Annotated in this window: 24 protein-coding genes, 1 tRNA gene and 1 pseudogene; 15 read left to right on the forward strand and 11 right to left on the reverse strand. The window is 61.5% G+C overall.

Annotation, left to right across the window (positions count from 1 at the left end):
* Positions 1-87 precede the first annotated feature (87 nt).
* The 3 genes from adhP (at position 88) to ACI2KG_RS03925 (ending at position 1,950) form a co-directional block, all read left to right on the forward strand.
* Complete coding sequence (gene adhP, locus ACI2KG_RS03915) at positions 88-1,098, forward strand: alcohol dehydrogenase AdhP (RefSeq protein WP_400622632.1); 1,011 nt, start codon at positions 88-90, stop codon at positions 1,096-1,098.
* 90 nt (positions 1,099-1,188) lie between these two features.
* Positions 1,189-1,395, forward strand: coding sequence for a DUF6434 domain-containing protein (locus ACI2KG_RS03920; RefSeq protein ID WP_404660860.1), 207 nt, complete (start codon positions 1,189-1,191; stop codon positions 1,393-1,395).
* 318 nt (positions 1,396-1,713) lie between these two features.
* Positions 1,714-1,950 (forward strand): hypothetical protein, encoded by a 237-nt coding sequence (locus tag ACI2KG_RS03925; RefSeq protein WP_404660861.1) that lies wholly within the window; start codon positions 1,714-1,716, stop codon positions 1,948-1,950.
* Between the two features lie 263 nt (positions 1,951-2,213).
* On the opposite strand, the gene ACI2KG_RS03930 is transcribed toward ACI2KG_RS03925, so the two are convergent.
* From ACI2KG_RS03930 to sohB, 4 genes are all read right to left on the reverse strand, one after another.
* A complete protein-coding gene (locus ACI2KG_RS03930; protein ID WP_404660862.1) occupies positions 2,214-2,696 on the reverse strand; it encodes a type II toxin-antitoxin system YhaV family toxin in 483 nt (160 codons plus the stop codon).
* A gap of 3 nt (positions 2,697-2,699) precedes the next feature.
* A complete protein-coding gene (locus tag ACI2KG_RS03935) occupies positions 2,700-2,909 on the reverse strand; it encodes a hypothetical protein (protein ID WP_404660863.1) in 210 nt (69 codons plus the stop codon).
* 378 nt (positions 2,910-3,287) lie between these two features.
* Positions 3,288-3,361, reverse strand: a tRNA-Cys gene (locus ACI2KG_RS03940).
* A gap of 154 nt (positions 3,362-3,515) precedes the next feature.
* Positions 3,516-4,541, reverse strand: coding sequence for a protease SohB (gene sohB / locus ACI2KG_RS03945; RefSeq protein ID WP_404660864.1), 1,026 nt, complete (start codon positions 4,539-4,541; stop codon positions 3,516-3,518).
* Between the two features lie 197 nt (positions 4,542-4,738).
* Here sohB and ACI2KG_RS03950 point away from each other — a divergent pair, with 197 nt between their 5' ends.
* The 4 genes from ACI2KG_RS03950 to ACI2KG_RS03965 all read left to right on the forward strand — a co-directional run bounded on the left by ACI2KG_RS03950 (position 4,739) and on the right by ACI2KG_RS03965 (position 8,048).
* Positions 4,739-5,449, forward strand: coding sequence for a histidine phosphatase family protein (locus ACI2KG_RS03950; protein ID WP_404660865.1), 711 nt, complete (start codon positions 4,739-4,741; stop codon positions 5,447-5,449).
* A 57-nt stretch (positions 5,450-5,506) separates the two neighbouring features.
* Positions 5,507-5,824 (forward strand): SCP2 sterol-binding domain-containing protein, encoded by a 318-nt coding sequence (locus ACI2KG_RS03955; protein ID WP_404660866.1) that lies wholly within the window; start codon positions 5,507-5,509, stop codon positions 5,822-5,824.
* Between the two features lie 352 nt (positions 5,825-6,176).
* A complete protein-coding gene (locus ACI2KG_RS03960) occupies positions 6,177-7,244 on the forward strand; it encodes a phosphotransferase family protein (RefSeq protein WP_404660867.1) in 1,068 nt (355 codons plus the stop codon).
* Positions 7,245-7,280: 36 nt separating this feature from the next.
* On the forward strand, positions 7,281-8,048 hold the full coding sequence (locus ACI2KG_RS03965) for an SDR family oxidoreductase (protein WP_400622655.1): 768 nt from the start codon (positions 7,281-7,283) through the stop codon (positions 8,046-8,048).
* Here the strand turns inward: ACI2KG_RS03965 and ACI2KG_RS03970 are convergent.
* Positions 8,049-8,209 (reverse strand): annotated as a pseudogene (locus ACI2KG_RS03970) (SAM-dependent methyltransferase); the annotation flags it as partial. It lies immediately after the preceding gene.
* A gap of 53 nt (positions 8,210-8,262) precedes the next feature.
* Positions 8,263-8,613: a hypothetical protein gene (locus ACI2KG_RS03975; RefSeq protein WP_404660869.1), complete on the reverse strand. Its 351-nt coding sequence runs from the start codon at positions 8,611-8,613 to the stop codon at positions 8,263-8,265.
* 115 nt (positions 8,614-8,728) lie between these two features.
* Between ACI2KG_RS03975 and ACI2KG_RS03980 the strand changes: the two genes are divergently transcribed.
* The 5 genes from ACI2KG_RS03980 to ACI2KG_RS04000 all read left to right on the forward strand — a co-directional run bounded on the left by ACI2KG_RS03980 (position 8,729) and on the right by ACI2KG_RS04000 (position 13,510).
* The gene (locus tag ACI2KG_RS03980) at positions 8,729-9,019 is read left to right on the forward strand and encodes an RcnB family protein (RefSeq protein WP_400622661.1); all 291 of its coding nucleotides are present in this window, start codon (positions 8,729-8,731) and stop codon (positions 9,017-9,019) included.
* A 167-nt stretch (positions 9,020-9,186) separates the two neighbouring features.
* The gene (locus tag ACI2KG_RS03985; RefSeq protein WP_404660870.1) at positions 9,187-9,378 is read left to right on the forward strand and encodes a hypothetical protein; all 192 of its coding nucleotides are present in this window, start codon (positions 9,187-9,189) and stop codon (positions 9,376-9,378) included.
* A gap of 73 nt (positions 9,379-9,451) precedes the next feature.
* Positions 9,452-9,844 carry a glycine zipper domain-containing protein gene (locus tag ACI2KG_RS03990; RefSeq protein WP_016498896.1) on the forward strand — a complete coding sequence of 131 codons (393 nt, stop codon included), beginning with the start codon at positions 9,452-9,454 and terminating at the stop codon, positions 9,842-9,844.
* A gap of 271 nt (positions 9,845-10,115) precedes the next feature.
* Positions 10,116-11,945 (forward strand): SLC13 family permease, encoded by a 1,830-nt coding sequence (locus tag ACI2KG_RS03995; protein ID WP_404660871.1) that lies wholly within the window; start codon positions 10,116-10,118, stop codon positions 11,943-11,945.
* 137 nt (positions 11,946-12,082) lie between these two features.
* The gene (locus tag ACI2KG_RS04000; RefSeq protein WP_404660873.1) at positions 12,083-13,510 is read left to right on the forward strand and encodes a diguanylate cyclase; all 1,428 of its coding nucleotides are present in this window, start codon (positions 12,083-12,085) and stop codon (positions 13,508-13,510) included.
* Here ACI2KG_RS04000 and ACI2KG_RS04005 read toward each other — a convergent pair.
* The gene (locus ACI2KG_RS04005) at positions 13,507-14,268 is read right to left on the reverse strand and encodes a sulfite exporter TauE/SafE family protein (RefSeq protein ID WP_400622669.1); all 762 of its coding nucleotides are present in this window, start codon (positions 14,266-14,268) and stop codon (positions 13,507-13,509) included. The two genes, ACI2KG_RS04000 and ACI2KG_RS04005, sit on opposite strands and share 4 nt — an antisense overlap.
* A gap of 98 nt (positions 14,269-14,366) precedes the next feature.
* On the opposite strand from ACI2KG_RS04005, the gene ACI2KG_RS04010 reads away from it, so the two are divergent.
* Positions 14,367-15,284 carry a LysR substrate-binding domain-containing protein gene (locus tag ACI2KG_RS04010; protein ID WP_404660874.1) on the forward strand — a complete coding sequence of 306 codons (918 nt, stop codon included), beginning with the start codon at positions 14,367-14,369 and terminating at the stop codon, positions 15,282-15,284.
* A gap of 337 nt (positions 15,285-15,621) precedes the next feature.
* On the opposite strand, the gene ACI2KG_RS04015 is transcribed toward ACI2KG_RS04010, so the two are convergent.
* Both ACI2KG_RS04015 and ACI2KG_RS04020 read right to left on the reverse strand, forming a co-directional pair.
* Entirely contained in the window at positions 15,622-15,888 is a 267-nt protein-coding gene (locus ACI2KG_RS04015; RefSeq protein WP_404660875.1) for a hypothetical protein, read from the reverse strand.
* 235 nt (positions 15,889-16,123) lie between these two features.
* The gene (locus tag ACI2KG_RS04020; RefSeq protein WP_404660876.1) at positions 16,124-16,492 is read right to left on the reverse strand and encodes an SH3 domain-containing protein; all 369 of its coding nucleotides are present in this window, start codon (positions 16,490-16,492) and stop codon (positions 16,124-16,126) included.
* Positions 16,493-16,697: 205 nt separating this feature from the next.
* On the opposite strand from ACI2KG_RS04020, the gene ACI2KG_RS04025 reads away from it, so the two are divergent.
* Positions 16,698-17,726 (forward strand): alpha/beta fold hydrolase, encoded by a 1,029-nt coding sequence (locus ACI2KG_RS04025; RefSeq protein ID WP_404660877.1) that lies wholly within the window; start codon positions 16,698-16,700, stop codon positions 17,724-17,726.
* Positions 17,727-18,019: 293 nt separating this feature from the next.
* On the forward strand, positions 18,020-18,205 hold the full coding sequence (locus ACI2KG_RS04030) for a hypothetical protein (protein WP_404660878.1): 186 nt from the start codon (positions 18,020-18,022) through the stop codon (positions 18,203-18,205).
* Between the two features lie 272 nt (positions 18,206-18,477).
* Here the strand turns inward: ACI2KG_RS04030 and ACI2KG_RS04035 are convergent, their stop codons facing one another.
* Entirely contained in the window at positions 18,478-19,770 is a 1,293-nt protein-coding gene (locus tag ACI2KG_RS04035) for an OprD family porin (protein WP_404660879.1), read from the reverse strand.
* Positions 19,771-19,911: 141 nt separating this feature from the next.
* A complete protein-coding gene (locus tag ACI2KG_RS04040) occupies positions 19,912-21,225 on the reverse strand; it encodes an MFS transporter (protein ID WP_404660880.1) in 1,314 nt (437 codons plus the stop codon).
* Positions 21,226-21,287: the final 62 nt, after the last annotated feature.

Below are 21,287 nucleotides of genomic sequence, written 5' to 3' on the forward strand. Positions count from 1 at the left end.
TGACCTGAAGCAGTTTCCCCCACCACGGCAAGGTCTATGCTAACCCGGCGATAACCCAAGCTCATTCGGATAGACACGGAGGCTCTTATGAAAGCTGCTGTTGTTGCACCAGGCCGTCGCGTGGACGTGGTAGAGAAAACCCTGCGCCCCCTCGAACACGGCGAAGCGCTGCTGAAGATGCAATGCTGTGGCGTATGCCACACCGACCTGCACGTGAAAAATGGCGACTTCGGTGACAAGACCGGCGTCGTGCTGGGCCACGAAGGTATCGGCGTGGTTCAGGAAATCGGCCCCGGCGTCACCTCGCTCAAACCGGGTGACCGCGCCAGCGTTGCCTGGTTCTATCAGGGCTGCGGGCATTGCGAATACTGCACCAGCGGCAACGAAACCCTGTGCCGCGAGGTGAAAAACTCCGGCTACACCGTCGACGGCGGCATGGCCGAGGCCTGCATCGTCAAGGCCGACTATTCAGTCAAGGTACCCGACGGCCTCGACTCCGCTGCGGCCAGCAGCGTCACCTGCGCCGGTGTCACCACCTACAAGGCGGTGAAAATCTCCAACATTCGTCCCGGCCAATGGATTGCCATCTACGGCCTTGGCGGCCTGGGCAACCTGGCCCTGCAATATGCCAAGAACGTGTTCAACGCCAAAGTCATCGCCATTGACGTCAACGAAGAGCAACTGCGCTTCGCCAGTGAGATGGGTGCCGACCTGGTCGTCAACTCGCGCACTGAAGACGCTGCCAAGGTCATTCAGGAAAAGACCGGTGGTGCGCACGCGGCCGTTGTAACTGCCGTGGCCAAAGCAGCGTTCAACTCCGCCGTAGATGCACTGCGCGCGGGCGGCCGACTGGTTGCGGTCGGCCTGCCATCGGAAGCGATGAACCTGAACATTCCGCGCCTGGTGCTGGACGGCATCGAAGTGATCGGCTCGCTAGTCGGCACACGTCAAGACCTGCAGGAGGCTTTCCAGTTTGCCGCTGAAGGCAAGGTGGTGCCCAAAGTCACCCTGCGCCCGATCGAAGATATCAACCAGATCTTCGACGAGATGCTGGAGGGCAAGATCAAAGGGCGGATGGTGATCCAGTTCGAAGGTTGATAGCCTGGAGCCCTCTCATTACGCACAACCCAATAGCCCGCAGCTTTACATCTGCGGGTTATTTGCTTTCTCCATCGTCAAGGAACAGACATGAGCTTCGACTGGCACGCAGGCCCCATTACCCGCGCTACGCCGCTGGACAAGCACTACCGCAACACCCAGAAGGTTCGTCAGTTTCTGCTCAGCGACTGCGGAGCGGCATTCAAGTTCGACCGCGCCTTCATGGCATGGATCAAGAGCGGCACGCCGTCGACCATGGGCGACGTCGCAGACGAGTGGGTGCGTATGCACCGGTGACCACCAGCATCCTGCATCAGCCGGCAGGTTTGCTCGGCCCTGCGCTCACGGTCGGCAGCCGCCTTTGCAAGAATCTTGTCCAACGATTCAACCATGCTGGAATAATCCATTCCCTGACTCCTTCGTTGGCGGGCTTCACTTACGTTTAACGATAGCTGGTAAAAGTTTCAGAATTGCTTGAAGAAATGCCCTGGTACAAAAGCACGCCCTCCTACCTGATGATGACCAATCACCGGGACTTGGGGTTCAAAGAAAAGCCTCGCGCTTTTCGTGTGCGAGGCTTTGAATGTAGGTGGCGATTGCTTTCAGGAGAGAGACATGACGATTCGCAGCCTGACCAGAATCCTTCCCCCGGACCCAGGCAACGCGGGCTGGGTACTGGGATGGGGCGTGCTACGTGACCGGCATCCCTGGCACCTGGTCGACGTGTATGCGGACCAGAAAACAGCCAAGGCAGAGGCTGAGCGCCGCGGTGCGGGCTACGTCGTGGAGTATGGGTCGCACCGACTGGGGTCGGATGAGTTCGTCTGCGGTAAATGCCTTCCTGAAGGGTAGTTTAGGAACTCATGGATTTCAGTAAGCCCAAACGCAGTAAGCTCGGCGCGGATCATGACTTTTCGCTGAGGGCGAGCTCTGCATTTCAGGATCTGCCTGCCAAATCCCGCAGAGAGCAGCTCGCTGCCGGGTGGGATTTTCTCGACCTCATGCTTGAGAAGTACGGTCGAGGGTCATCCAGCCCTCGAAAAGCTCATCTGTAGCGCCTGATCAGCACCAGCCACAAAAAACCCAGCGCGGGGCTGGGCTTCATGGGTGCGGCGCTATCCGTGTTTAGGAACAGGCGTGGATGCCTTCAACAGGCCAGCAAAGGTATTTGGCACCTCTCCTGCTTTGAGCATGGCCTTGAACACGACGTAAACGTCAGTTCTTGCCCCATCCTTGCGAAGGGTCGCTTCGTCGTTCAGCCAGGCGTAGATGATGCTTCTAGGAGCATCTCCTCTGTACTGGAAGAACAGTCGATAACGATTCGGCAGTCCGGCTTTGACTCTTCGCCAGTGACGGCAGTCCTTTCCTAGGGTGTTTCCTTGAAGGTATTCAGGAGCGCCTGGATTAGTCGGCACTCGCTCTCTAATGGCAGTGTCGACCTTCTCAAACAGTTTGTAATGCGGGTGCTGGTGGAAGCTGTCGGGGTCACCTTCAGCCAGGTCCTCAATCTCTTCGATCAAAGCCTCTAGACGGCTCAGGAATACGGGATGACCGAAAAGCGCCCAGTCATTGATGACAGTGATCGTCCCTGACTGCATTGCTTACCCTTCAAGCAGCTCGCTACGCTCACGATTGGCTTGCGCTTTAGCTCGCAGCCGATCCATGCGATTCAGTAACGATGCTGGAATAGGCTCAATACGCTCAGGGTTTTCGGAGATGTCGGCGTGCAGGAGCTCAAGAAAAGCCTTTTTGGCTTCTTGTGCTTCACGCTCAGCGGCCAACGACACCACTTTAGCCTTTGATTTGGACATGTTTTGCTCCTACGCAGACACCCAATCATCGGATGCCACATACGTCAACTGACTCAAGGATAGTACATCAAAAAAGAACACATGTGACTAGATAGGGTTCCTCCGGGTACGCCTTGGTACGACATCGTGTGTCGAAGACGGAATTGTCGACAAGCCCTATACCCCTGATTCCCCCTCAGAAAAGCCGCTATGGTTAATCAAAACAGCCTCCCCTCAGCCATCAACATCAGCGTCTCGCTTTACCGCCCCGTCGGGCCATCGCCGAGCCCTCGAAAGGCTGAAGTTTCGGAACTCCATGCCATTAGTTTTGGAACACTTGGATTTTTTGACCCAAAAAGAAAAACCCCGCAGACGTTAATCTACGGGGCTTTCGAATGGTGGAGGCCGAGGTCGGAATCGAACCGGCGTAGACGGATTTGCAATCCGGAGCATAACCACTTTGCTACTCGGCCTCAAAGGTCGGATCTAGCTGCTTGCGCTTTGCTATCTCCTTGAAACGCTGAACCTTTTTCAAAGTTTGCTGCGTTTCGATGGGCGCCATTATGTCTTCATTCTTTTAACCTTGCAACCCCCTGAACGAAAAAAAATTTCAACGGGTTCAAGGTGTTAGCGCAGGCGACCGAGTTTACTCCACAAACCCACCACCGTGTTCTCTACCGCGCCACTGGCGGCTACGCCGATGCGCTCCTGCAGGCTCTTGCGCTCGGCATAGTGCAGGTGGAACAGGTTGGCATTGCGCGCACGCTCGCTCAGGTACTCGTCGCTGGTCTGCAGTTCGTCGACCAGCTTGCGGTTGAGCGCCGCTACACCTAGCCAGACTTCACCGGTAGCCACTTCGTCGATGTGCAACTGTGGGCGATAGCGCGCGACGAAGTCCTTGAACAGCTGGTGAGTGATGTCCAGGTCTTCCTGGAACTTCTCCCGGCCCTTCTCGGTATTTTCGCCAAACACGGTCAAGGTGCGCTTGTATTCGCCGGCGGTCAGCACTTCAAAGTCGATATCGTGCTTCTTCAGCAAGCGGTTGATGTTGGGTAGCTGGGCCACCACGCCGATAGAGCCCAGCACGGCGAACGGCGCGCTGACGATCTTCTCGCCAATACAGGCCATCATGTAACCACCGCTGGCCGCCACCTTGTCGATGCACACCGTTAGCGGAATGCCCGCCTGGCGAATACGCGCCAGCTGCGAGGCGGCCAAGCCGTAGCTGTGCACCAGGCCACCGCCGCTTTCCAGGCGCAGTACCACTTCGTCACGCGGGGTGGCGAGGGTCAGCAGCGCGGTGATTTCGTTGCGCAGGCTTTCGGTAGCCGAGGCCTTGATGTCGCCATCGAAGTCCAGCACGAACACCCGCCCCTTCTCTTCAGCCTTGCCCTTGCCCTTCTTCTGCTGCTTTTCGGTCTTGGCCTGCTGCTTGCGCAGGGCCTTGAGCTGGGCTTTGTCGAGCAGGCCGGATTCCAGGCGCTCGCGCAGGTCTTTGTAGAACTCGTTCAGGCGGGTGACCTGCAATTGCCCACCCGATTTGCGCCGCCCTTTGCCTCGCAGCCCGGCAATGGCCGAAAGCACCACCAGGATGGCGATAACCAGGGTGGCGGTTTTGGCGAGAAAGCTTGCGTATTCGGCAAGAAACTCCACGTTGACTCCTTAAATGCCTGCGCCACTACGGCGCGTATCTGTTGCAAGCATACCGTTGCGTCTGGCGTGCTGCCAGCCGGTGCAAACGCTGGCAACATCTTTCAAACAACCTTTTCAAACGCTTGTATGTTTTTTCGTTGACAGCCCGTGTGCTGCATCCTAACCTCGCAGCAACCTCCAACAGGCCGGAACCTTTCGTGGGCAACCTCTACCTGATCCGACATGGCCAAGCCTCCTTCGGTGCCGATGACTACGACGTCCTCTCGCCGGTGGGTGTGCGCCAGAGCCAGGCGCTGGGTGAGCACCTGGCCCAGCTCGGTGTTCGGCTGGACCGCTGCGTGGCCGGCGACTTGCGCCGCCAACAGGATACCGCGCGCCTGGCGCTACAGGCACTGCAGGCCAATGGCAGTGCAGTGCCGGCTGTTGAGACCGATGCGGCGTTCAATGAGTTCGATGCCGACGGCGTGATCCGTGCCCTGTTGCCCGGCCTGTTGCCGCAAGAACCCGATGCGCTGCAGGTGCTGCGCAACCCCGTGCAGCACCGCAGCGAGTTCCAGCGCCTGTTCGCGCTGATGGTGCAGCGCTGGCACGATGGCGAGCATGCCGATGACGGCCTGGAAACCTGGCAGGCCTTTACTACCCGCGTGTACGGTGGCCTGCAGCGCGTGCTGGATGCCGCCGGCAGCGGCGATAATGTCGCCATTTTCACCTCGGGCGGTACTATTGCCGCCCTGCTCCACCTGGTTACCCGTATTACCCCTGGTCAGGCGTTCGCGCTGAACTGGCAGATCATCAACACGTCGCTCAGCCAGCTGAAGTTCCGCGGCCGCGACGTGGCACTGGCTTCCTTCAACAGCCAAGCCCATGTGCAGCTGTTGAGGGCGCCGGAGCTTGTCACCTATCGATAAGCCCGGCTAGTTTGTGTCCCTGCGGGGACGTGTAAATCACTCTATAAGGAATGCGCCATGACCTCCGTAGCTGATGCCGTCAAAAAGATGCAAGAGAAGTTCAACCCATCCGCTGCCGCCGGCCTGGACCTGGTGTTCGGCTTCGACATCACCGACGAAGGCAAGAAGTACGCACTGATCGTCAAGGATGGTACCTGCGAGCTGCAGGAAGGCGAGAACCCGGATGCGAACTGCACCCTGGTAATGGACAGCGAAACCCTGAAGGGCATCGTCAGCGGCGAAACCGACGGCATGCAGGCCTTCATGGGCGGCAAGCTGCGCGTTGAAGGCGACATGATGCTGTCGATGAAGCTCAGCGAGCTGTTCCCGTCCTGAGGGCTGGGAAAGCCGGATGTTCGAAAAACCGAAGCCTGAGCGGCTTCGGTTTTTTTTTGCCTGTTTCAGACCTGCGCCGACTCTCTGTCGGAGCGGCCTTGTGTCGCGATCGGGGTGCGAAGCGGCCCCGGAAATTGCGCATCATGCAAGATTGCCGGGGCCGCGTTGCGGCCCTATCGCGACACAAGGCCGCTCCTACAACGAGATGCGAACAGCCTGTTTGGCATGCCCTATCAAGCCAGTTGATCGTACAGCAACACCCTCACCTATAAGGTACCTGGCACGCTTGTTCCAACCTCGGCAGGCCATTAGATTAGCCTATAGTCCTTGCGATCGAGAATAAGGAAAACGCATGACGCTCACCGATCAGTCCACCCAGGTACGCCCCGGCGAAGAACTCGACGCGGCCGTCATCGACCCCTACCTCAAGGCCACCATCCCCGGCCTGGACGGTTTGCCGAGCATCAGCCAGTTCCCTGGCGGGGCTTCCAACCTCACCTACCTGGTCAGCTACCCGGGCCGCGACTTCGTGCTGCGCCGGCCGCCGTTCGGCCAGAAGGCCAAGTCGGCCCACGACATGGGCCGCGAGTTTCGCATTCTCAACCAGCTGAACAGTGGCTTCCCCTACTGCCCCAAAGCCTACGCACACTGCACCGACAGCAGCCTGATCGGCGGCGAGTTCTATGTGATGGAGCGGGTCAAGGGCATCATCCTGCGCTCGGACATCCCGGCTGAACTGAACCTCGACGCTGAACGTACCCAAGCCCTGTGCAAAAGTTTCATCGATCGCCTGGTCGAGCTGCACCAGGTGGACTACAACGCCTGCGGCCTGGCCGACCTGGGCAAGCCGGAGGGCTACGTGCAGCGCCAGGTCGCGGGTTGGACCAGCCGCTATGAAAAGGCCCTGACCCCGGACGCACCGCGCTGGGAGAAGGTAACCGCCTGGCTGCACGAGAAAATGCCCGTTGACCACCCGCAGCCCGGCATCGTGCATAACGACTACCGCTTCGACAACGTGATCCTCGACGCCGACAACCCCATGCGCATCATCGGCGTACTGGACTGGGAAATGGCCACCTTGGGTGACCCGCTGATGGACCTGGGCAACAGCCTGGCCTACTGGATCGAAGCCGACGACCCGGCGCCGGTGCAACTGATGCGCCGCCAGCCGAGCAATGCCCCGGGCATGCTCAGCCGCCGTCAGTTCGTCGACTACTACGCCGAGCGCGCGGGCATTCGCCTGGACAATTTCGATTACTACTATTGCTATGGCCTGTTCCGCCTGGCCGGCATCGTCCAGCAAATCTACTACCGCTATTACCACGGCCAGACTCAGGACAAGCGCTTCGCCCAGTTCATCCACATGAACCGCTTGCTGGAGCAGATGACCCTGCAGGTCATTGCCAAGTCCAGCCTCTGAGCATTGCCCACGACGACGGATAACAAGGAAAACAGCATGTCCAAGACCCACCTGTTCGACCTCGACGGCAAGATCGCCTTCGTTTCCGGCGCCAGCCGTGGCATCGGCGAGGCCATCGCCCATTTGCTGGCGCAACAAGGCGCCCATGTGATCGTTTCCAGCCGCAAGCTTGACGGTTGCCAGCAGGTGGCAGATGCCATCATCGCGGCCGGCGGCAAAGCCACGGCGGTGGCCTGCCACATTGGTGAGCTGGAGCAGATCCAGCAGGTGTTCGCCGGCATCCGTGAACAATTCGGACGCCTGGACGTACTGGTCAACAATGCCGCCACCAACCCGCAGTTCTGCAACGTGCTAGACACCGACCCGGGGGCCTTCCAGAAGACTGTCGACGTAAACATCCGGGGTTACTTTTTCATGTCGGTGGAGGCCGGCAAGCTGATGCGCGAGCATGGTGGCGGCAGCATCATCAATGTGGCGTCGATCAACGGTGTATCACCCGGGCTGTTCCAGGGCATCTATTCGGTGACCAAGGCCGCAGTCATCAACATGACCAAAGTGTTCGCCAAGGAATGCGCCCAGTTTGGTATCCGCTGCAACGCGCTGTTGCCGGGCCTGACCGACACCAAGTTCGCCTCGGCACTGGTGAAGAACGACGCCATCCTCAACGCCGCCCTGCAGCAGATTCCGCTCAAGCGCGTGGCCGACCCCAAGGAAATGGCCGGCGCGGTGCTGTACCTGGCCAGCGATGCCTCCAGCTACACCACCGGCACCGCGCTCAACGTCGACGGCGGCTTCCTGTCCTGATCAGGCCTTGACCGCCACCAGGGTGTAGCTCAGGGGCAGGCGTGCGGGCTGTTCGCGCAGGCGATACTCACCGTCGTCGCCCTTGACCATCTGCCCCGGCAGCGCCTCCCATCGGTGTGGGCCAGGCGCTGATCGGTTTCGACGTAGGTCTGGTTGTTGTGCCTGTGGGAGCCGGCTTGCCGGCGATGAGGCCATCACTGGCAACACAATGCAGTTACAGGCAGGTAGCAGCCGCCGCCCGGCGCTGCAGCGCCACGCCGTCATTCTTCTGCGCGTAATAATCCACTCGCGTGCCACCCGCCTGCGGGTACACATCCACAAACGACTCGGCCTCACGGGTATACACCGTCAACCCACCCTGCTTGCGCGGCGCCAGGTAGCCACTGGCGTCGTCGCCAAACACCTTCTCTTCCTGCCAGCTGAACTGGATGCACTGGGCCACCAGCTCGGGTGCCTTCTGCGAGTCGAGCTGCGCCGTCGGCTTGCCGCCGCGTGCATTTTCCATGGTCGCAGAAGCACAACCGACCAGCATCAGCGCCGCGGCCATCGGCAGAATCGCACGCATGTTCCATCCTCAGGGTATTGAAAGAGGGCGACTCTAGCACTAGCGAGCATCGCGAGTGAATTGTCAGGCACCCTTCACTGTCGCAGTTAAAGCATGACGCCACTAGGAGACCGCCATGAAACTGCACTATCTGCTTTTCGCTGCCCTGCCCTGCCTACCGCTGGCTGCGACCGCAGCGCCTTCTGCTGAAGAAAGCGTCACCGCACCGGAAACCCACAACCGTGAATTGAAGAAAGGCGACAAGGCCCCGGACCAGTACAAGCGTGAAGACGAAGCGATCAAGGACTGGCAGGCCAAAGGCCTGCCCGCGCCTGAGAAAGAAAGCCACTGGGTGCGCATGGGTGATCACTACGTGTTGGTGCAGGTCACCAATGGCGTGGTGCTGGCAATTCAGCCGGCGCACTGACCACCCCGCCTTGATCCGCGGGCTGCGCGCACTCGTCTAGCGCAGCCCTGGCACCGCGCCGTCTGACCAGACGCGCGGTTTTTTTTGCCCGAAAGGAAACCAAATGGATCGAATCCAGTCTCAGGTAGTGCGCCGTAAACCTATGCGGATCAAGGACCTACCTTTTGATGACCCGTCTTGCAAGCCTTACGCTGGTTGCTGTTGTCCTGCTGACCGCAGGTTGCCATAGCCATCGCTACCATGACGACGACGATGGCTGGCGTAACCGCGACCGCGACCGTGACCATCGCCACCACCATCGGCACGACCGTGACGATGATGACGATCGTCAATACCGCGGTGACCGATACTACCGCTGAAGCGTCTTTTCTGCCCTGACCCGCCGCCCGTTGCGCGGCGCCTTAACCCGATGATTTCTTTGAGGTTCGTATCATGCGTCTGACTCTGCCTTCCCTTGCCCTCGGCCTGCTGCTGTGCCAGGGCGCTTTCGCCGGTGACGGTACTGCCGCCATTGGCGGTGGCCTGGGTGGTGTCCTGGGCAACGTTGTTGGTCAACAGCTCGGCGGCAAGACCGGCGCAGCTATTGGTGCTGGCGTTGGCGGCGCGGCCGGCAGTGCGGTCGGTGCACGCAAGGGCAACCGTACCGAGGCCGCCATCGGCGGTGGCCTGGGCTCGGCCGGCGGCTCGCTGCTAGGCGGCGCAGTAGGCGGCAAGACCGGCTCGACCGTAGGTGCCGGCCTGGGCGGCGCGGCCGGTGGTGCCTTGGGCAACCACCTGGGCGACGACAACCGCGGTAGCAAGAAGCACCGCCGTCACCGTCACTGATCCCGTGAACTGAAAGGCGCATAGCCCGATCGATGTAGGAGCGGCCTTGCGTCGCGATCGGGCTGCGTAGCAGCCCCAGAGATCTTTGGCGAGGCACAGAATCCTGGGGCTGCTGCGCAGCCCGATCGCGACGCAAGGCCGCTCCTACAACGGCCCCGGCTGCCGCCCAACGATGCAAAACCTGCAGCACATCAACACCCCCTTCACCACAAGCTGGCACACTGGCTGCTACTGTCTATCGTGCCCCTGTGTGAAGGAACACCCCCTCCCCATGAACCAAGAGCTGCTCTGGGTCCTCGGCCTGCTGGCCATTGTCGTCGTGCTGTTCGTCATCAACCGCCCACGCATGGACGTGGTCGCGCTGCTGGTGATTCTTGCCCTGCCGCTACTCGGCATCCTCACCGTGGAGCAGGCCCTGGCCGGTTTCAGCGACCCTAACGTGGTGTTGATCGCCGCCCTGTTCGTGATCGGCGAGGGCCTGGTGCGCACCGGCATTGCCTACCGCATCGGGGAATGGATGAGCGAGCGGGCCGGCAACAGCGAGGCACGCCTGCTGGTGCTATTGATGGTGTCGGTGGCCGGGCTGGGTTCGATCATGAGCTCTACCGGCGTGGTGGCCATTTTCATCCCGGTGGTACTGAGCATCGCCGCGCGCCTGCAACTGTCCCCCAGCCGCCTGATGATGCCATTGGCCTTCGCCGGCCTGATCAGCGGCATGCTCAGCCTGGTCGCCACACCGCCCAACGTGGTGGTGCACAGTGAGCTGGTACGCCATGGCCTCGCCGGCTTCAGCTTTTTCAGTTTCACCCCGTTCGGCCTGGTAGTACTGGTACTGGGCATCGGCTACATGCTGCTGACCCGCAAGTGGCTCAACGGCGAAGTGCGCAAGGACGGCCGCGTGGAAAGCCGCCGCACCCTGCTGGACCTGGTGCTCGACTACAAGCTCAATGGCCGCGAACGGCGCCTGCGCATCCGCCCTCAATCCCCCCTGATCGGCCACACCCTTGGCGAGCTGGAGCTGCGTACCCGTCACGGCGCCAACGTGATCGGCATCGAGCGCCAGCACAAGTTCACCACCCGGGTGATCACGGCCGACTCCAGCACCGTACTGCATCAGGGCGATGTGCTGCTGCTCGACCTGTTCGCCAACCGCGACGACCTGCGCAACCTGTGCCAGACCATGCAACTGGAACCGCTGCACTTCAAGGCCGCCTATTTCATCGATCAGTCCCAGGAGCTGGGCATGGCCGAGGTGTCACTGCCACCGGGCTCGCAGCTGATCGGCAAGAGCCTCCTCGAACTGGCGTTCCGTACCCGCTACGACCTCAACGTGGTCGGCCTGCGCCGCGAGCAGGCGGCCATCGAAGAGCAACTGGTGGAAGAAAAACTGCGCCTGGGTGACACCCTGCTGGTGGTCGGCCCGTGGAAGGCGGTGCGCCTGTTGCAAAGCAAACCCAAGGACTTTCTGGTACTGAGCCTGCCAGCAGAAATTGACCAGGTGGCCCCAGCCCGTACCCGCGCGCCGCAGGCACTGCTCAGCCTGGCGGTGATGGTCGGGCTGATGGTCAGCGGCGTGGTGCCCAATGTCATCGCGGCACTGATCGGTTGCCTGCTGATGGGCGCAGGCCGTTGCATCGACATGAACAGCGCCTACCGGGCCATCCACTGGCAAAGCCTGGTGCTGATCGTCGGCATGCTGCCATTTGCCCAGGCCCTGCAGAAAACCGGCGGCATCGACCTGGCAGTGGGTGGGCTGGTCAGTCTGCTGGGGGGTGCCGGCCCGATTGCCATGCTAGCCTGCCTGTTCGCCGTAACGGCAGTGATCGGCCTGTTCATCTCCAACACCGCGACTGCCGTGCTGATGGCGCCCGTGGCGGTCAGTACAGCAGCGCAACTGGGCATGTCACCCTACCCGTTCGCCATGACCGTGGCGCTGGCGGCTTCGGCAGCATTCATGACGCCGGTGTCATCCCCCGTCAACACGCTGGTACTGGGGCCGGGACAATACCGCTTCGCCGACTTCGTCAAGGTGGGTGTGCCGTTCACGCTGCTGGTGATGCTGGTGACAGTTTTGATGGTGCCATGGTTCTTCGGCCTGTAGTGCCTTTCGCCATCAGTAAAGGCAAATTTGCATTATCTCGACCGATCGCGGCAGATTGACATCAACTACCCTGACGAAACACACTGTTTACCATTGCCCCAGGTGCTTCAAGGCGTTGTCCTGGATTTCGTTTCCGCTTGCCGGTCGAGCCCATGGTTTTTCCAGCCCAATCGCGCTTGTTGCCTTATGTTGCCCTGCTTTGCCTGACCTTCGGCCTCACCCTTGGCGGCATCCTGGCACGCCCGATCGAGTCGTTGTCATTGTTCTGGCCGGTGAATGCGGTACTGGCGGGCATTTTGCTGCGTTACCCTCGCCAGGCCACGCTGGCCGGCTTCAGCCTGGTATGGCTGGCCATGGTCGGTGCCGACCTGCTATGCGGCAGCGCCTGGGTACCGGCACTGTGGTTCAACTTGTGCAACCTGGGTGTGGTGGTGACCCTCTGGCAATTGCTGTCACGCTTGCCGCGGATTCACCGCCGCATGCGCACCCCACACGGCGTGCTCAGCGTGTTCGCGGCCGGTGCCGCCGGCGCCATGGTAGCGGCCAGCATGGCGTCGGTCATGGCCGCGCCGTGGTTCGAACAGTCCCTGGGGGCTACCTGGCTGGCCTGGTTCAGCGAACAGTTTTCGACCAGCGTGCTGGTAATGCCGGTGCTGCTGACCGCCCCCTCGGTGCGGGCCCTGGTACGCGGTGGGGCCCAGCCCGTCCGCCTGGCGCCACTGTTGGTGCTGCTGGGCTCGCTGGCGCTCAGCATCGCATTCGGTGGCCCCGGCGCGATTGCCTTCCCGATTGCCGCCTTGCTCTGGTGTGCCTGGACCTACTCACCGTTCATGGTGTCGCTGCTGACACTCACCGCCGGCAGCACCCTGATCGTGGCCGTGGCACAAAACCTCATGCACTTTATCGTGCCGCAAAGCGAACCCGGGGTGACCACACTGATGTCGGCCCGCCTGGGCATCGCCATGCTGGTGCTAGGGCCACTGGTGGTGGCATGCGTCAGCCAGGCCAACCGTAGCCTTATGGCCCGCCTGGCGCACCAGGCCACCATCGACCACCTCACCGGCGCGCTCACCCGCAGCGCCTTTACCCGCCGCGCCAATGCACTGCTGGACAGCCGCCAGCAGCACGCGCAGGCGCTGCCACTGACCTTGATGATGCTGGACATCGACCATTTCAAATTGATCAACGACGCCCATGGCCACGCGGTCGGCGATCAGGTATTGCGCCAGTTCGCCAGCACCCTGCAAGACCAGTTGCACAACAATGAACTGTTCGCGCGACTGGGCGGCGAAGAATTTGTCGTGGTCCTCGCCGGCCTGGCACCGGAGCGGGCCAAGTTCACCGCCGAACGCCTGCGCCGCGCCGTGCAGGACCTGCATGTGGTACAGGCTGACCAGCGCCTGCAGATTACCGTGAGTATCGGCGTGGCCGGCTGCGACGCCGACATGCCGGCGCCCAGCCTGGACGTACTGCTGGCGAGTGCCGACCAGGCGCTGTACCGGGCCAAGGCCCAGGGTCGCAACCGCGTCGAGCAGGCCGAGCCACAACGCCGGGCGATGAGCTAGCTGGCCAGCAAGTCCCACGACAGCTTGGCGATCAGCACGCATAACAGCACCAGGAACAGCCCGCGAACGAAACCGGCCCCCTTGCGTACCGCCAGCCAGGTGCCAGTCAGTGCCCCGAGGATGTTGCACACCGCCATGGGCAAGGCAATGGCGTACAGCACGTTGCCGGTCGGCACGAAGAACACCAAGGCCGCCAGGTTGGTGGCAATGTTCACCACCTTGGCCGAAGCCGAAGCATGCAGGAAGTCCAGGGCAAAGAAGCGGATGAACAGGAAGATGAGGAAGCTGCCGGTACCCGGGCCGAACAAGCCATCGTAAAAGCCGATCGCGCCGCCGATCAGCACTGCCAGGCACTGCTCCTTGCGGCCGATTTGCGCAGGCTTGTGCAAGGTGCCGAAGTCCTTCTTGCAGAAGGTATAGACAGCCATCAGCACGATCAGCACCAGCACTGCCGGGCGCATCACACTGGGCGGCACCAGCGACACCGTGGCGGCGCCGGCAAATGACATGACAAAGGCGCTGAGCGCCGCCGGCACGATCAAGCCCCAATCCAGGGTCACCTTGCGAATGAACGAACGCGCCGCAAAGGCCGTGCCGCACACCGACGCCAGTTTGTTGCTGCCAAGCAATGCCGCCGGTTGCGCCGTGGGCAGCACGTTGAACAGCGCCGGGATCTGGATCAGGCCGCCTCCCCCAACGGCGGCGTCGATCAGGCCAGCGGCAAAGGCAAACACAGAGAGTACAGCAATATCCATCATGACGCGGTTCCAGGCAGTGAAGACGCCTGCAAGGCTAATCAAACTGGCACGCCTGTGTTGAAATGCCATATTGCAAAAAATGCAACGAGGAACAGGCAATGGCATTGGACATGCTGCGGGAAATACAGGCGTTCGTCAGCGTCGCGCACAAGCGCAGCTTTGTCGCCGCCGCCCGCGCGCTGGGGCGCTCGCCTAGCGCAGTAACCCGCGCGGTACAAACGCTGGAGGACAACACCGGGAGCAAACTGCTTAACCGCAACGCCAGCGCCGTGACCCTGACCGAAGCAGGCGAACGCTTGCTGCCCCACGCCGAACGCTTGCTAGATGTGCAACGCGATGCTGCCGATGAACTGGCCGCACTCAGCGGTAGCGCACAAGGCTGGATTCGTTTTGCCGTGCCACAGCTGCTCGCTGAACATGTACTGCCGCCCGTGCTCACGGCGTTTTCCCGTTGCCACCGCCAGGTGACACTAGACGTGCAGTACAGCGACGAAGCGGTGGACCCGCTGCAAGGCAAACTTGATTTTGTGGTGCGCGGCGCCTTCCCGCAATCGAGCGAGCTGATCGGCTACCCGCTGTGGCCCTACCAGCGCTACCTGTATGCCAGCCCGGCCTACCTGGCACAGGCGGGCATACCCCAGCACCCGGAAGACCTTGAAGGGCACACGCTGATCCTGCACACCGCGCCCCGCATCCTCAAAGCCTGGCACTTCTGCCGCGACGGGCAGATCACCAGCCTGCGGCCCAGGCCCGGGCTGCGCCTGGGCTCGGGCGCTGCGGTGTACTACTGCACCCTGGCCGGGGCCGGTATCGCCCGCTTGGCAGCCTGGGTCGGCGACCCACAGGTCGAGGCCGGGCGCCTGGTGCGGGTATGCCCGCAATACCGCCTGACCTCCAGCAGCGGCCAAGACCCGCAGATGCATGCCGTGTACGCCGCAGGCGAACTGCCGGCGCGGGTACGTGACTTGCTGGCAGCCCTGCGCCGCGCCGGTATGGCCCATTGCAACAGCCCTTGAAACGGCTGTTCAATTTCTGCTCAATTTAACAGAGCCCGCTATAGGCTTGGCTTGCAGCACTTTATCCACAGACCTACCCACGTTTTTTGTGGACAGAATTCCCAGCGCAAAGAACAACTTATCGCACAAGCAGGCGTGCCGTATTGGCCAGCCTGACCCACTCGAAAGGCCGGCCCGAATGAACGGCGGCGGGAGACTACACGAAGCTTTTGCACTTGAGAATGACTTGCAGCTAGCACTGGTCCAGCGGTGCAAGGCGGGGAAAAACTGGCTATTTGCCAAGCAATTGGGCCCGTCGTTGAAGTAGACGGGCCGCGAGGGAGAAATGCAGTTGAACTCAGCTTGGCGGAATGGTGCCAAGAAGACCGATCAGAATCGTCAGCAGCAGAAAACCACCCAGGAACAGCGACAGCTTGCCCATTGGAACCTCTACAGTTGTGATACGGGAATGGGCATATTGTCGGCCTTGAGCTGATACGGTTACAGATTCAGGTTGGTGGAAAAAAAGCATATCAGATTGAAACGCACGCATCGGTTCCTTGTTCGCCGAGCCTTTAGCATCGCCTGTGAAATCGAGCGCCGCCCGCGCGGCGCTTCGCGGCACAAGGCCGCTCCCACAGTCTGTTTCGGGCCAATCACTCCTGTGGTTTCACCGCTGACCGCCTTGTTTGTTCCATTCGATATCGGCTGCGTCTGCGCTCGTCATCAATTTCCAGCCATTGCACCCAGGGTGCGCGCGCCGAAGGCACAGGCATAATTGGCCCGAAACAGATGTGGGAGCGGCCTTGTGCCGCGAAGCGCCGCGCGGGCGGCGCTCGATCTCACAGGCACCCAATATCTCAAGGCATGCACCTGTCAGCCAATTGCTGAAGTTTTTCCGCCGGCAACCAGCCCAGTTCGCCATTGCCATGACGCCGGCACCACACCCAGCCATTGAGCGGGCGGACCATCTGCACCAGCTGCCCCGGGTCGGCATCCAGTTCGTGCGCGCAGTAATGGTCCAGCGCCCTGCCCTGGCACACGCCCAGCCGCTCGATCAGTTGCGCCGGCACCCAGCCGGGCTCCTGGCCGGTGCAACTGCACAGGTACCAGTCTTGCCAGCCGGGCTCGCCTTCGTAGCGCGGGCCGATCTCCAGCAAAGTGCCCTTGGCGAAGCGGATGGGCCGCGGGTATTCACTGCGGTGGGGTTCGATCACAACGTAATGCATGGGCCTCTCCTTGGCCGGTAAACCTACGACCCTGGCAGTGGCGGCAAAACCGCCATTGCCCGGTGCTTGTATCGTTATGTGTACAAAGTGAGCACTGATACACAAGAACGCGCCTTACAGGCTAACCAGACATATCGGCGATACATCCCTCGACTTTACTGGCATCCACCAAACCGTACCGCTGGCTTTGCCAAGGAGATGCCCGATGCCTGCCCGCCACTCGACCACTCGATTCAGCCGTACCCTGCTCGCCTGCGCCCTGTTGCCGCTTGGCCTGATGGCGACAAATTTCGCCACCGCAGCCCCTCAACAGCCGCAAATGGCAGCAGCGGCAGACAACTTCGGCCCGTTGAAACATATCAACGCGGGTGTGCTCGACGTAGCTTATGTGGAGCAAGGCCCGGCCGACGGCCCGGTGGTCATCCTGCTGCATGGCTGGCCCTATGACATTCACAGCTTTGAAGAAGTTGCACCCGCCCTGGCGGCAAAAGGTTACCGGGTGTTGGTGCCCTACGTGCGCGGCTACGGGCAAACCCGCTTCCTGTCGGCGCAAACGCCACGCAATGCCCAACCCACGGCGCTGGCCAGCGATGTCATTGCCTTCATGGACGCGTTGCATATCCAGCGCGCCGTGCTGGCCGGCTTTGATTGGGGCGCACGTACCGCCGATATCGTCTCGGCACTGTGGCCTGAGCGGGTCAAGGCGCTGGTGTCGGTCAGCGGCTATCTGATCAGTAGCCAGGAAGCGGCCAAGGCGCCACTGCCACCCAGCGCCGAGCTGCAATGGTGGTACCAGTACTATTTCGCCACACCGCGCGGCCAGGCTGGCTACGAGCAGAACCGCCATGCCTTCGCCAAGCTGATTTGGCAAACCGCCTCGCCCAAGTGGGCCTTTGACGACGCTACCTTCGAGCGCAGCGCCCAGGCCTTGGACAACCCGGACCAGGTGGCGATTACGGTGCACAACTACCGCTGGCGACTGGGCCTGGCCCAGGGTGAAACGCGCTACGACCCACTGGAGGCGAAGCTGGCCAAGTTCCCTGCCATTGCAGTACCCACCATCACGCTGGAGGGCGATGCCAACGGTGCACCGCACCCACCGGCAGAAGCGTATGCGCAGCGCTTTACCGGCAAGTACGAGTACCGGTTGATCAGCGGTGGCATCGGCCACAACCTGCCGCAGGAAGCGCCGCAGGCGTTTGCCCAGGCGGTGGTTGATGCGGATCACCTGTAGTGTGCGGGGCGGCAATTGCTACATAAGGTTTCGAATAGCACGGCGGGTTCGGGACTGAATCCAGTTGAGGGCCTGCCTTGCCGAGACCGATTGTGGCCAGGGATCACGCGGGGTTGAGCAGAGGTTGCACGACATGATTTGAAACGCGCTCTGTAGGATCCTTTACCGAGCAGTGTAGGAAGAGTCGAGACTGTGGCACTTACCTGTATGAAACATCAGTTTCTCCGGCAAATTCGAGCTGTTACGGTCGATTTTTCCTACAACGGCACGGAGGCCCACAGCGTGAGAAAGGCATGGACCCATTCAATAGCTCGGCCCTGAAGCTGCAGAAAAACCTGCTTAACCTGCGGGTTAAGCGTGATCGCCTGAGAAGTGAGGGCAAGGACAAGGAAGCGGACCAGCTGGCGGGGCCGATTGCCAGGCTGGAGGCGGCGTTGCGGCAGTTGCCGGATGGTGTGCAGCCGCAGACCTTACAGTAAGGGAGGATTGGCGGTGCTTTGCACCAGCATTGCCGATATTCGCGGGCTCACTCTAATGCCAGTCAGTCAAGACCGCCGGGGCTGCTGCGCAGCCCATCGCAGGCAAGCCAGCTCCCACACCGATTGCACTGAACTCAAGCCATGCGCCGTACCTGTGGGAGCTGGCTTGCCGGCGATGGGCCGCAACGCGGCCCCAAATTGCTTAACTGTCTGGCATTAGGGCTCGCCCGCTCCCACGGAGGGCCGCACAATATTGAACGTTGCATTCGCCTTCAGAACAACTTGACCGTATAACTCAGGATCAACCGGTTCTCGTCGATATCGGTCCGGTAATTGGAGCGCGCCATCACGTTGCGCACCCGTACCCCAAGCCCGGCCAGTGGCCCGCTCTGCACCACATAGGCCAGGTCCAGGTCGCGCTCGCGGTCACGCCCTGTAAAGCCCAGCCCGGTGTCCACATCCCGCCCCTTCACATATCGCAACGTCGAAGTCAGGCCCGGTATCCCCAGCGCGACAAAATTGTAGTCATGCCGCACCTGCCACGAACGCTCACCCGGCGCCGAGAACTCATACGTCGGTAACGTATTCCCCATCGGGTTGGTGTTGGCCCCGACCTGGATAAAACCGTCTTCACCACCTATCTGCTGATAGCCCACGTAAAAGGTATTCCCACCTGTCTTGGCCGAGAACAGGCTGAACAGCGCATGGTTGTCGTAGTCACCGGCAATCTTGCGCCCATCCTCGCGGGCATCGAAATAACCGGCATTCACCCCCAGCGTCCAGTCCCCCAGCGGCTCGGCATGCTTGAAGCTGTAAAAACGCTGCTGGTAGATATCCTCCAGCTGCGCCTGCCAGACGCCGACGCTGGTACGGTTGTCGTTGAAGACATAATCGGCGCCCACGTAGTTGAAGCGGTCACTGGTAAAGCGCGCCAGCCGCGCCGGGTTGATCGGGTCGTTGACCAGCGCGTACATCTTCTGGCTGTTGGACGAGTCGCGCAGGCTGGTGGAACGGAACTGGCCGGCATTCAGGGTCAGCCCGGCAAACTCGCGCGACTCCAGCATCGCGCCCTGGTAGGTCGGGGGCAGCAGGCGCAGGTCGCTGAACAGCAGCACAGGCAGGTTGGGCATCAGCTCGCCCACCTTCAACTCGGTCTGCGACACCTTGAACTTGATCGCCGCCCCCAGGCGGCTGTATTCGTCCGCCGACTTGCCGCTGTCCAGGCTGGGCAGCAAGCCGGACTTGGCATGCTCCGGGCTGCTGTCGAGCTTGAAGCCCAGCAGGCCGGTCACATCGACCCCAACACCCACGGTGCCCTGGGTGTAACCGGAACTGGCATTGAGGATGAACCCCTGCGCCCATTCCTGGGTACGCGACTGGGTGCTTGCGCCCTTGATATCGGCATAGTCGCGGCTGAAAAAATAGTTGCGCGCCTGCAGCGTGGCGCGGGCACCTTCGATAAAACCGGCCTCCTCAGCCGGGGCCTCGGCACACAGCGCGGCGGCAATACAACCACCGGCCAGGCGCGCAGACGAAGAAAAACGCGGTGCAGTGGAACCTTGCATGGGGCTACTCCTGGATTTCGGCCAACAGCAACCCGGCGCGGTGGCCATGTGCGGCCACCGACGTGCGGGGTTGCATCGAGGAAGGGTCGGCAGGCGGGCACCTGGCCCGCCTGCCCTGCCGTTGTGTGAAGCGCTGGGCCGCTAGCGGTTGACCAGCTTCGCCGGCAGGGCGATGACCAGGAAGCAGCTGAGGATCAGGCAGCCGGCAAACACCCACAGCGCCGCGTGGGAAGTACCCGTCAGGTCCGTGACCAGGCCCATCAGCGAGTTGCTGACCAGGCCGGCAATGTTGGCCACCGAACAGGCCAGGGCAAAGCCGGTGGCTGCTGCCGTGCCTTTGAGGAAGGTCGCCGGCAGGCTGAAGAACACCGGCACCGCGCCGATGATCGCCGCCGAGGCGATGGCGAACAGCAGTACGGTCATCACCAGGTTCTGGCTGAACAAGGTGCTGCTGGCCATAGCAATTGCACCGATGATGAACGGCACGATGATGTGCCAGCGGCGCTCGCGGTGGCGGTCGGAGCTGGCGCCGATCATCAGCATGCCGGCCAGTGCGGCCAGGCTCGGGATGGCCGTGAGCAGGCCAATGTGAAAGGTATCACTGACGCCCGCATCGCGGATGAAGGTCGGCATCCAGAAGCCCATGGCATAGGCACTGAGCAGGATCGAGAAGTCGATGCCGCCGAGCATCCACACCTTCAGGTTGAAGAAACCGTCGCGGAAGCTGTGCTTGCTGTCCTTGCCTTCGGCATCGTCGGCGGCCAGGTCAGCGGCCAGTTGCGCCTTGTCCTCGGTCGACAGCCACTTGGCCTGCTGGAAGTGGTTAGGCAACGCCCAGAACGTCAGGATGCCGAGCAGCACGCTGGGGATCGCCTCCAGCAGGAACAGCCACTGCCAACCGTGCAGGCCATGCACCTGGTCGAAATGCCCCATGATCCAGCCGGAGATCGGCCCGCCGATCACGCTCGACAAGGGCAGCCCGATCATGAACAGGGCAATGATGCGCCCGCGCCGGTAGGTGGGGTACCACATGGTCAGGTAGAACAACACGCCCGGCAGGAAGCCCGCTTCGGCGGCGCCGAGCAGAAAGCGCAGGATGTAGAACTGCGTGGTGGTGCTGACGAACATGGTGCAGGCCGACAGCAGGCCCCAGGTGATCATGATGCGGGCGATCCACAGCTTGGCGCCGACGCGCTGCAGGATCAGGTTGCTCGGCACTTCGAAAATGATATAGCCGACGAAGAACAGCCCGGCACCCAAGCCATAGGCGGCGGTGCTGAACTGCAGGTCTTCGAGCATCTGCAGCTTGGCGAAGCCGACGTTGATGCGGTCCAGATAAGCTGCGAGGTAGCAGAAGCACAGGAAGGGGATGAGCCTCCAGGTGATCTTGCTGTACAGCGCTTTTGTGCCATGGTCGATGTCACTGTGGACCGTGGTTGCATTCGCAATTGGCATTTCCTGTCTCCTGGCGGGCGACTTTGTGGTTGTTTTAAGGCCAGCAGTTTTCGACGCGCCGG

This window comes from Pseudomonas sp. NPDC089407 (genome assembly GCF_044900445.1).
Taxonomy (GTDB): Bacteria; Pseudomonadota; Gammaproteobacteria; order Pseudomonadales; family Pseudomonadaceae; genus Aquipseudomonas.

Coding starts and splice junctions, on each gene's coding strand:
- adhP (WP_400622632.1), top strand. CDS start 88: ATGAAAGCTGCTGTTGTTGCACCAGGCCGTCGCGTGGACGTGGTAGAG.
- ACI2KG_RS03920 (WP_404660860.1), top strand. CDS start 1,189: ATGAGCTTCGACTGGCACGCAGGCCCCATTACCCGCGCTACGCCGCTG.
- ACI2KG_RS03925 (WP_404660861.1), top strand. CDS start 1,714: ATGACGATTCGCAGCCTGACCAGAATCCTTCCCCCGGACCCAGGCAAC.
- ACI2KG_RS03930 (WP_404660862.1), bottom strand. CDS start 2,696: ATGCAGTCAGGGACGATCACTGTCATCAATGACTGGGCGCTTTTCGGT.
- ACI2KG_RS03935 (WP_404660863.1), bottom strand. CDS start 2,909: ATGTCCAAATCAAAGGCTAAAGTGGTGTCGTTGGCCGCTGAGCGTGAA.
- ACI2KG_RS03955 (WP_404660866.1), top strand. CDS start 5,507: ATGACCTCCGTAGCTGATGCCGTCAAAAAGATGCAAGAGAAGTTCAAC.
- ACI2KG_RS03960 (WP_404660867.1), top strand. CDS start 6,177: ATGACGCTCACCGATCAGTCCACCCAGGTACGCCCCGGCGAAGAACTC.
- ACI2KG_RS03965 (WP_400622655.1), top strand. CDS start 7,281: ATGTCCAAGACCCACCTGTTCGACCTCGACGGCAAGATCGCCTTCGTT.
- ACI2KG_RS03975 (WP_404660869.1), bottom strand. CDS start 8,613: ATGCGTGCGATTCTGCCGATGGCCGCGGCGCTGATGCTGGTCGGTTGT.
- ACI2KG_RS03980 (WP_400622661.1), top strand. CDS start 8,729: ATGAAACTGCACTATCTGCTTTTCGCTGCCCTGCCCTGCCTACCGCTG.
- ACI2KG_RS03985 (WP_404660870.1), top strand. CDS start 9,187: ATGACCCGTCTTGCAAGCCTTACGCTGGTTGCTGTTGTCCTGCTGACC.
- ACI2KG_RS03990 (WP_016498896.1), top strand. CDS start 9,452: ATGCGTCTGACTCTGCCTTCCCTTGCCCTCGGCCTGCTGCTGTGCCAG.
- ACI2KG_RS03995 (WP_404660871.1), top strand. CDS start 10,116: ATGAACCAAGAGCTGCTCTGGGTCCTCGGCCTGCTGGCCATTGTCGTC.
- ACI2KG_RS04005 (WP_400622669.1), bottom strand. CDS start 14,268: ATGATGGATATTGCTGTACTCTCTGTGTTTGCCTTTGCCGCTGGCCTG.
- ACI2KG_RS04010 (WP_404660874.1), top strand. CDS start 14,367: ATGGCATTGGACATGCTGCGGGAAATACAGGCGTTCGTCAGCGTCGCG.
- ACI2KG_RS04020 (WP_404660876.1), bottom strand. CDS start 16,492: ATGCATTACGTTGTGATCGAACCCCACCGCAGTGAATACCCGCGGCCC.
- ACI2KG_RS04025 (WP_404660877.1), top strand. CDS start 16,698: ATGCCTGCCCGCCACTCGACCACTCGATTCAGCCGTACCCTGCTCGCC.
- ACI2KG_RS04030 (WP_404660878.1), top strand. CDS start 18,020: ATGGACCCATTCAATAGCTCGGCCCTGAAGCTGCAGAAAAACCTGCTT.
- ACI2KG_RS04035 (WP_404660879.1), bottom strand. CDS start 19,770: ATGCAAGGTTCCACTGCACCGCGTTTTTCTTCGTCTGCGCGCCTGGCC.
- ACI2KG_RS04040 (WP_404660880.1), bottom strand. CDS start 21,225: ATGCCAATTGCGAATGCAACCACGGTCCACAGTGACATCGACCATGGC.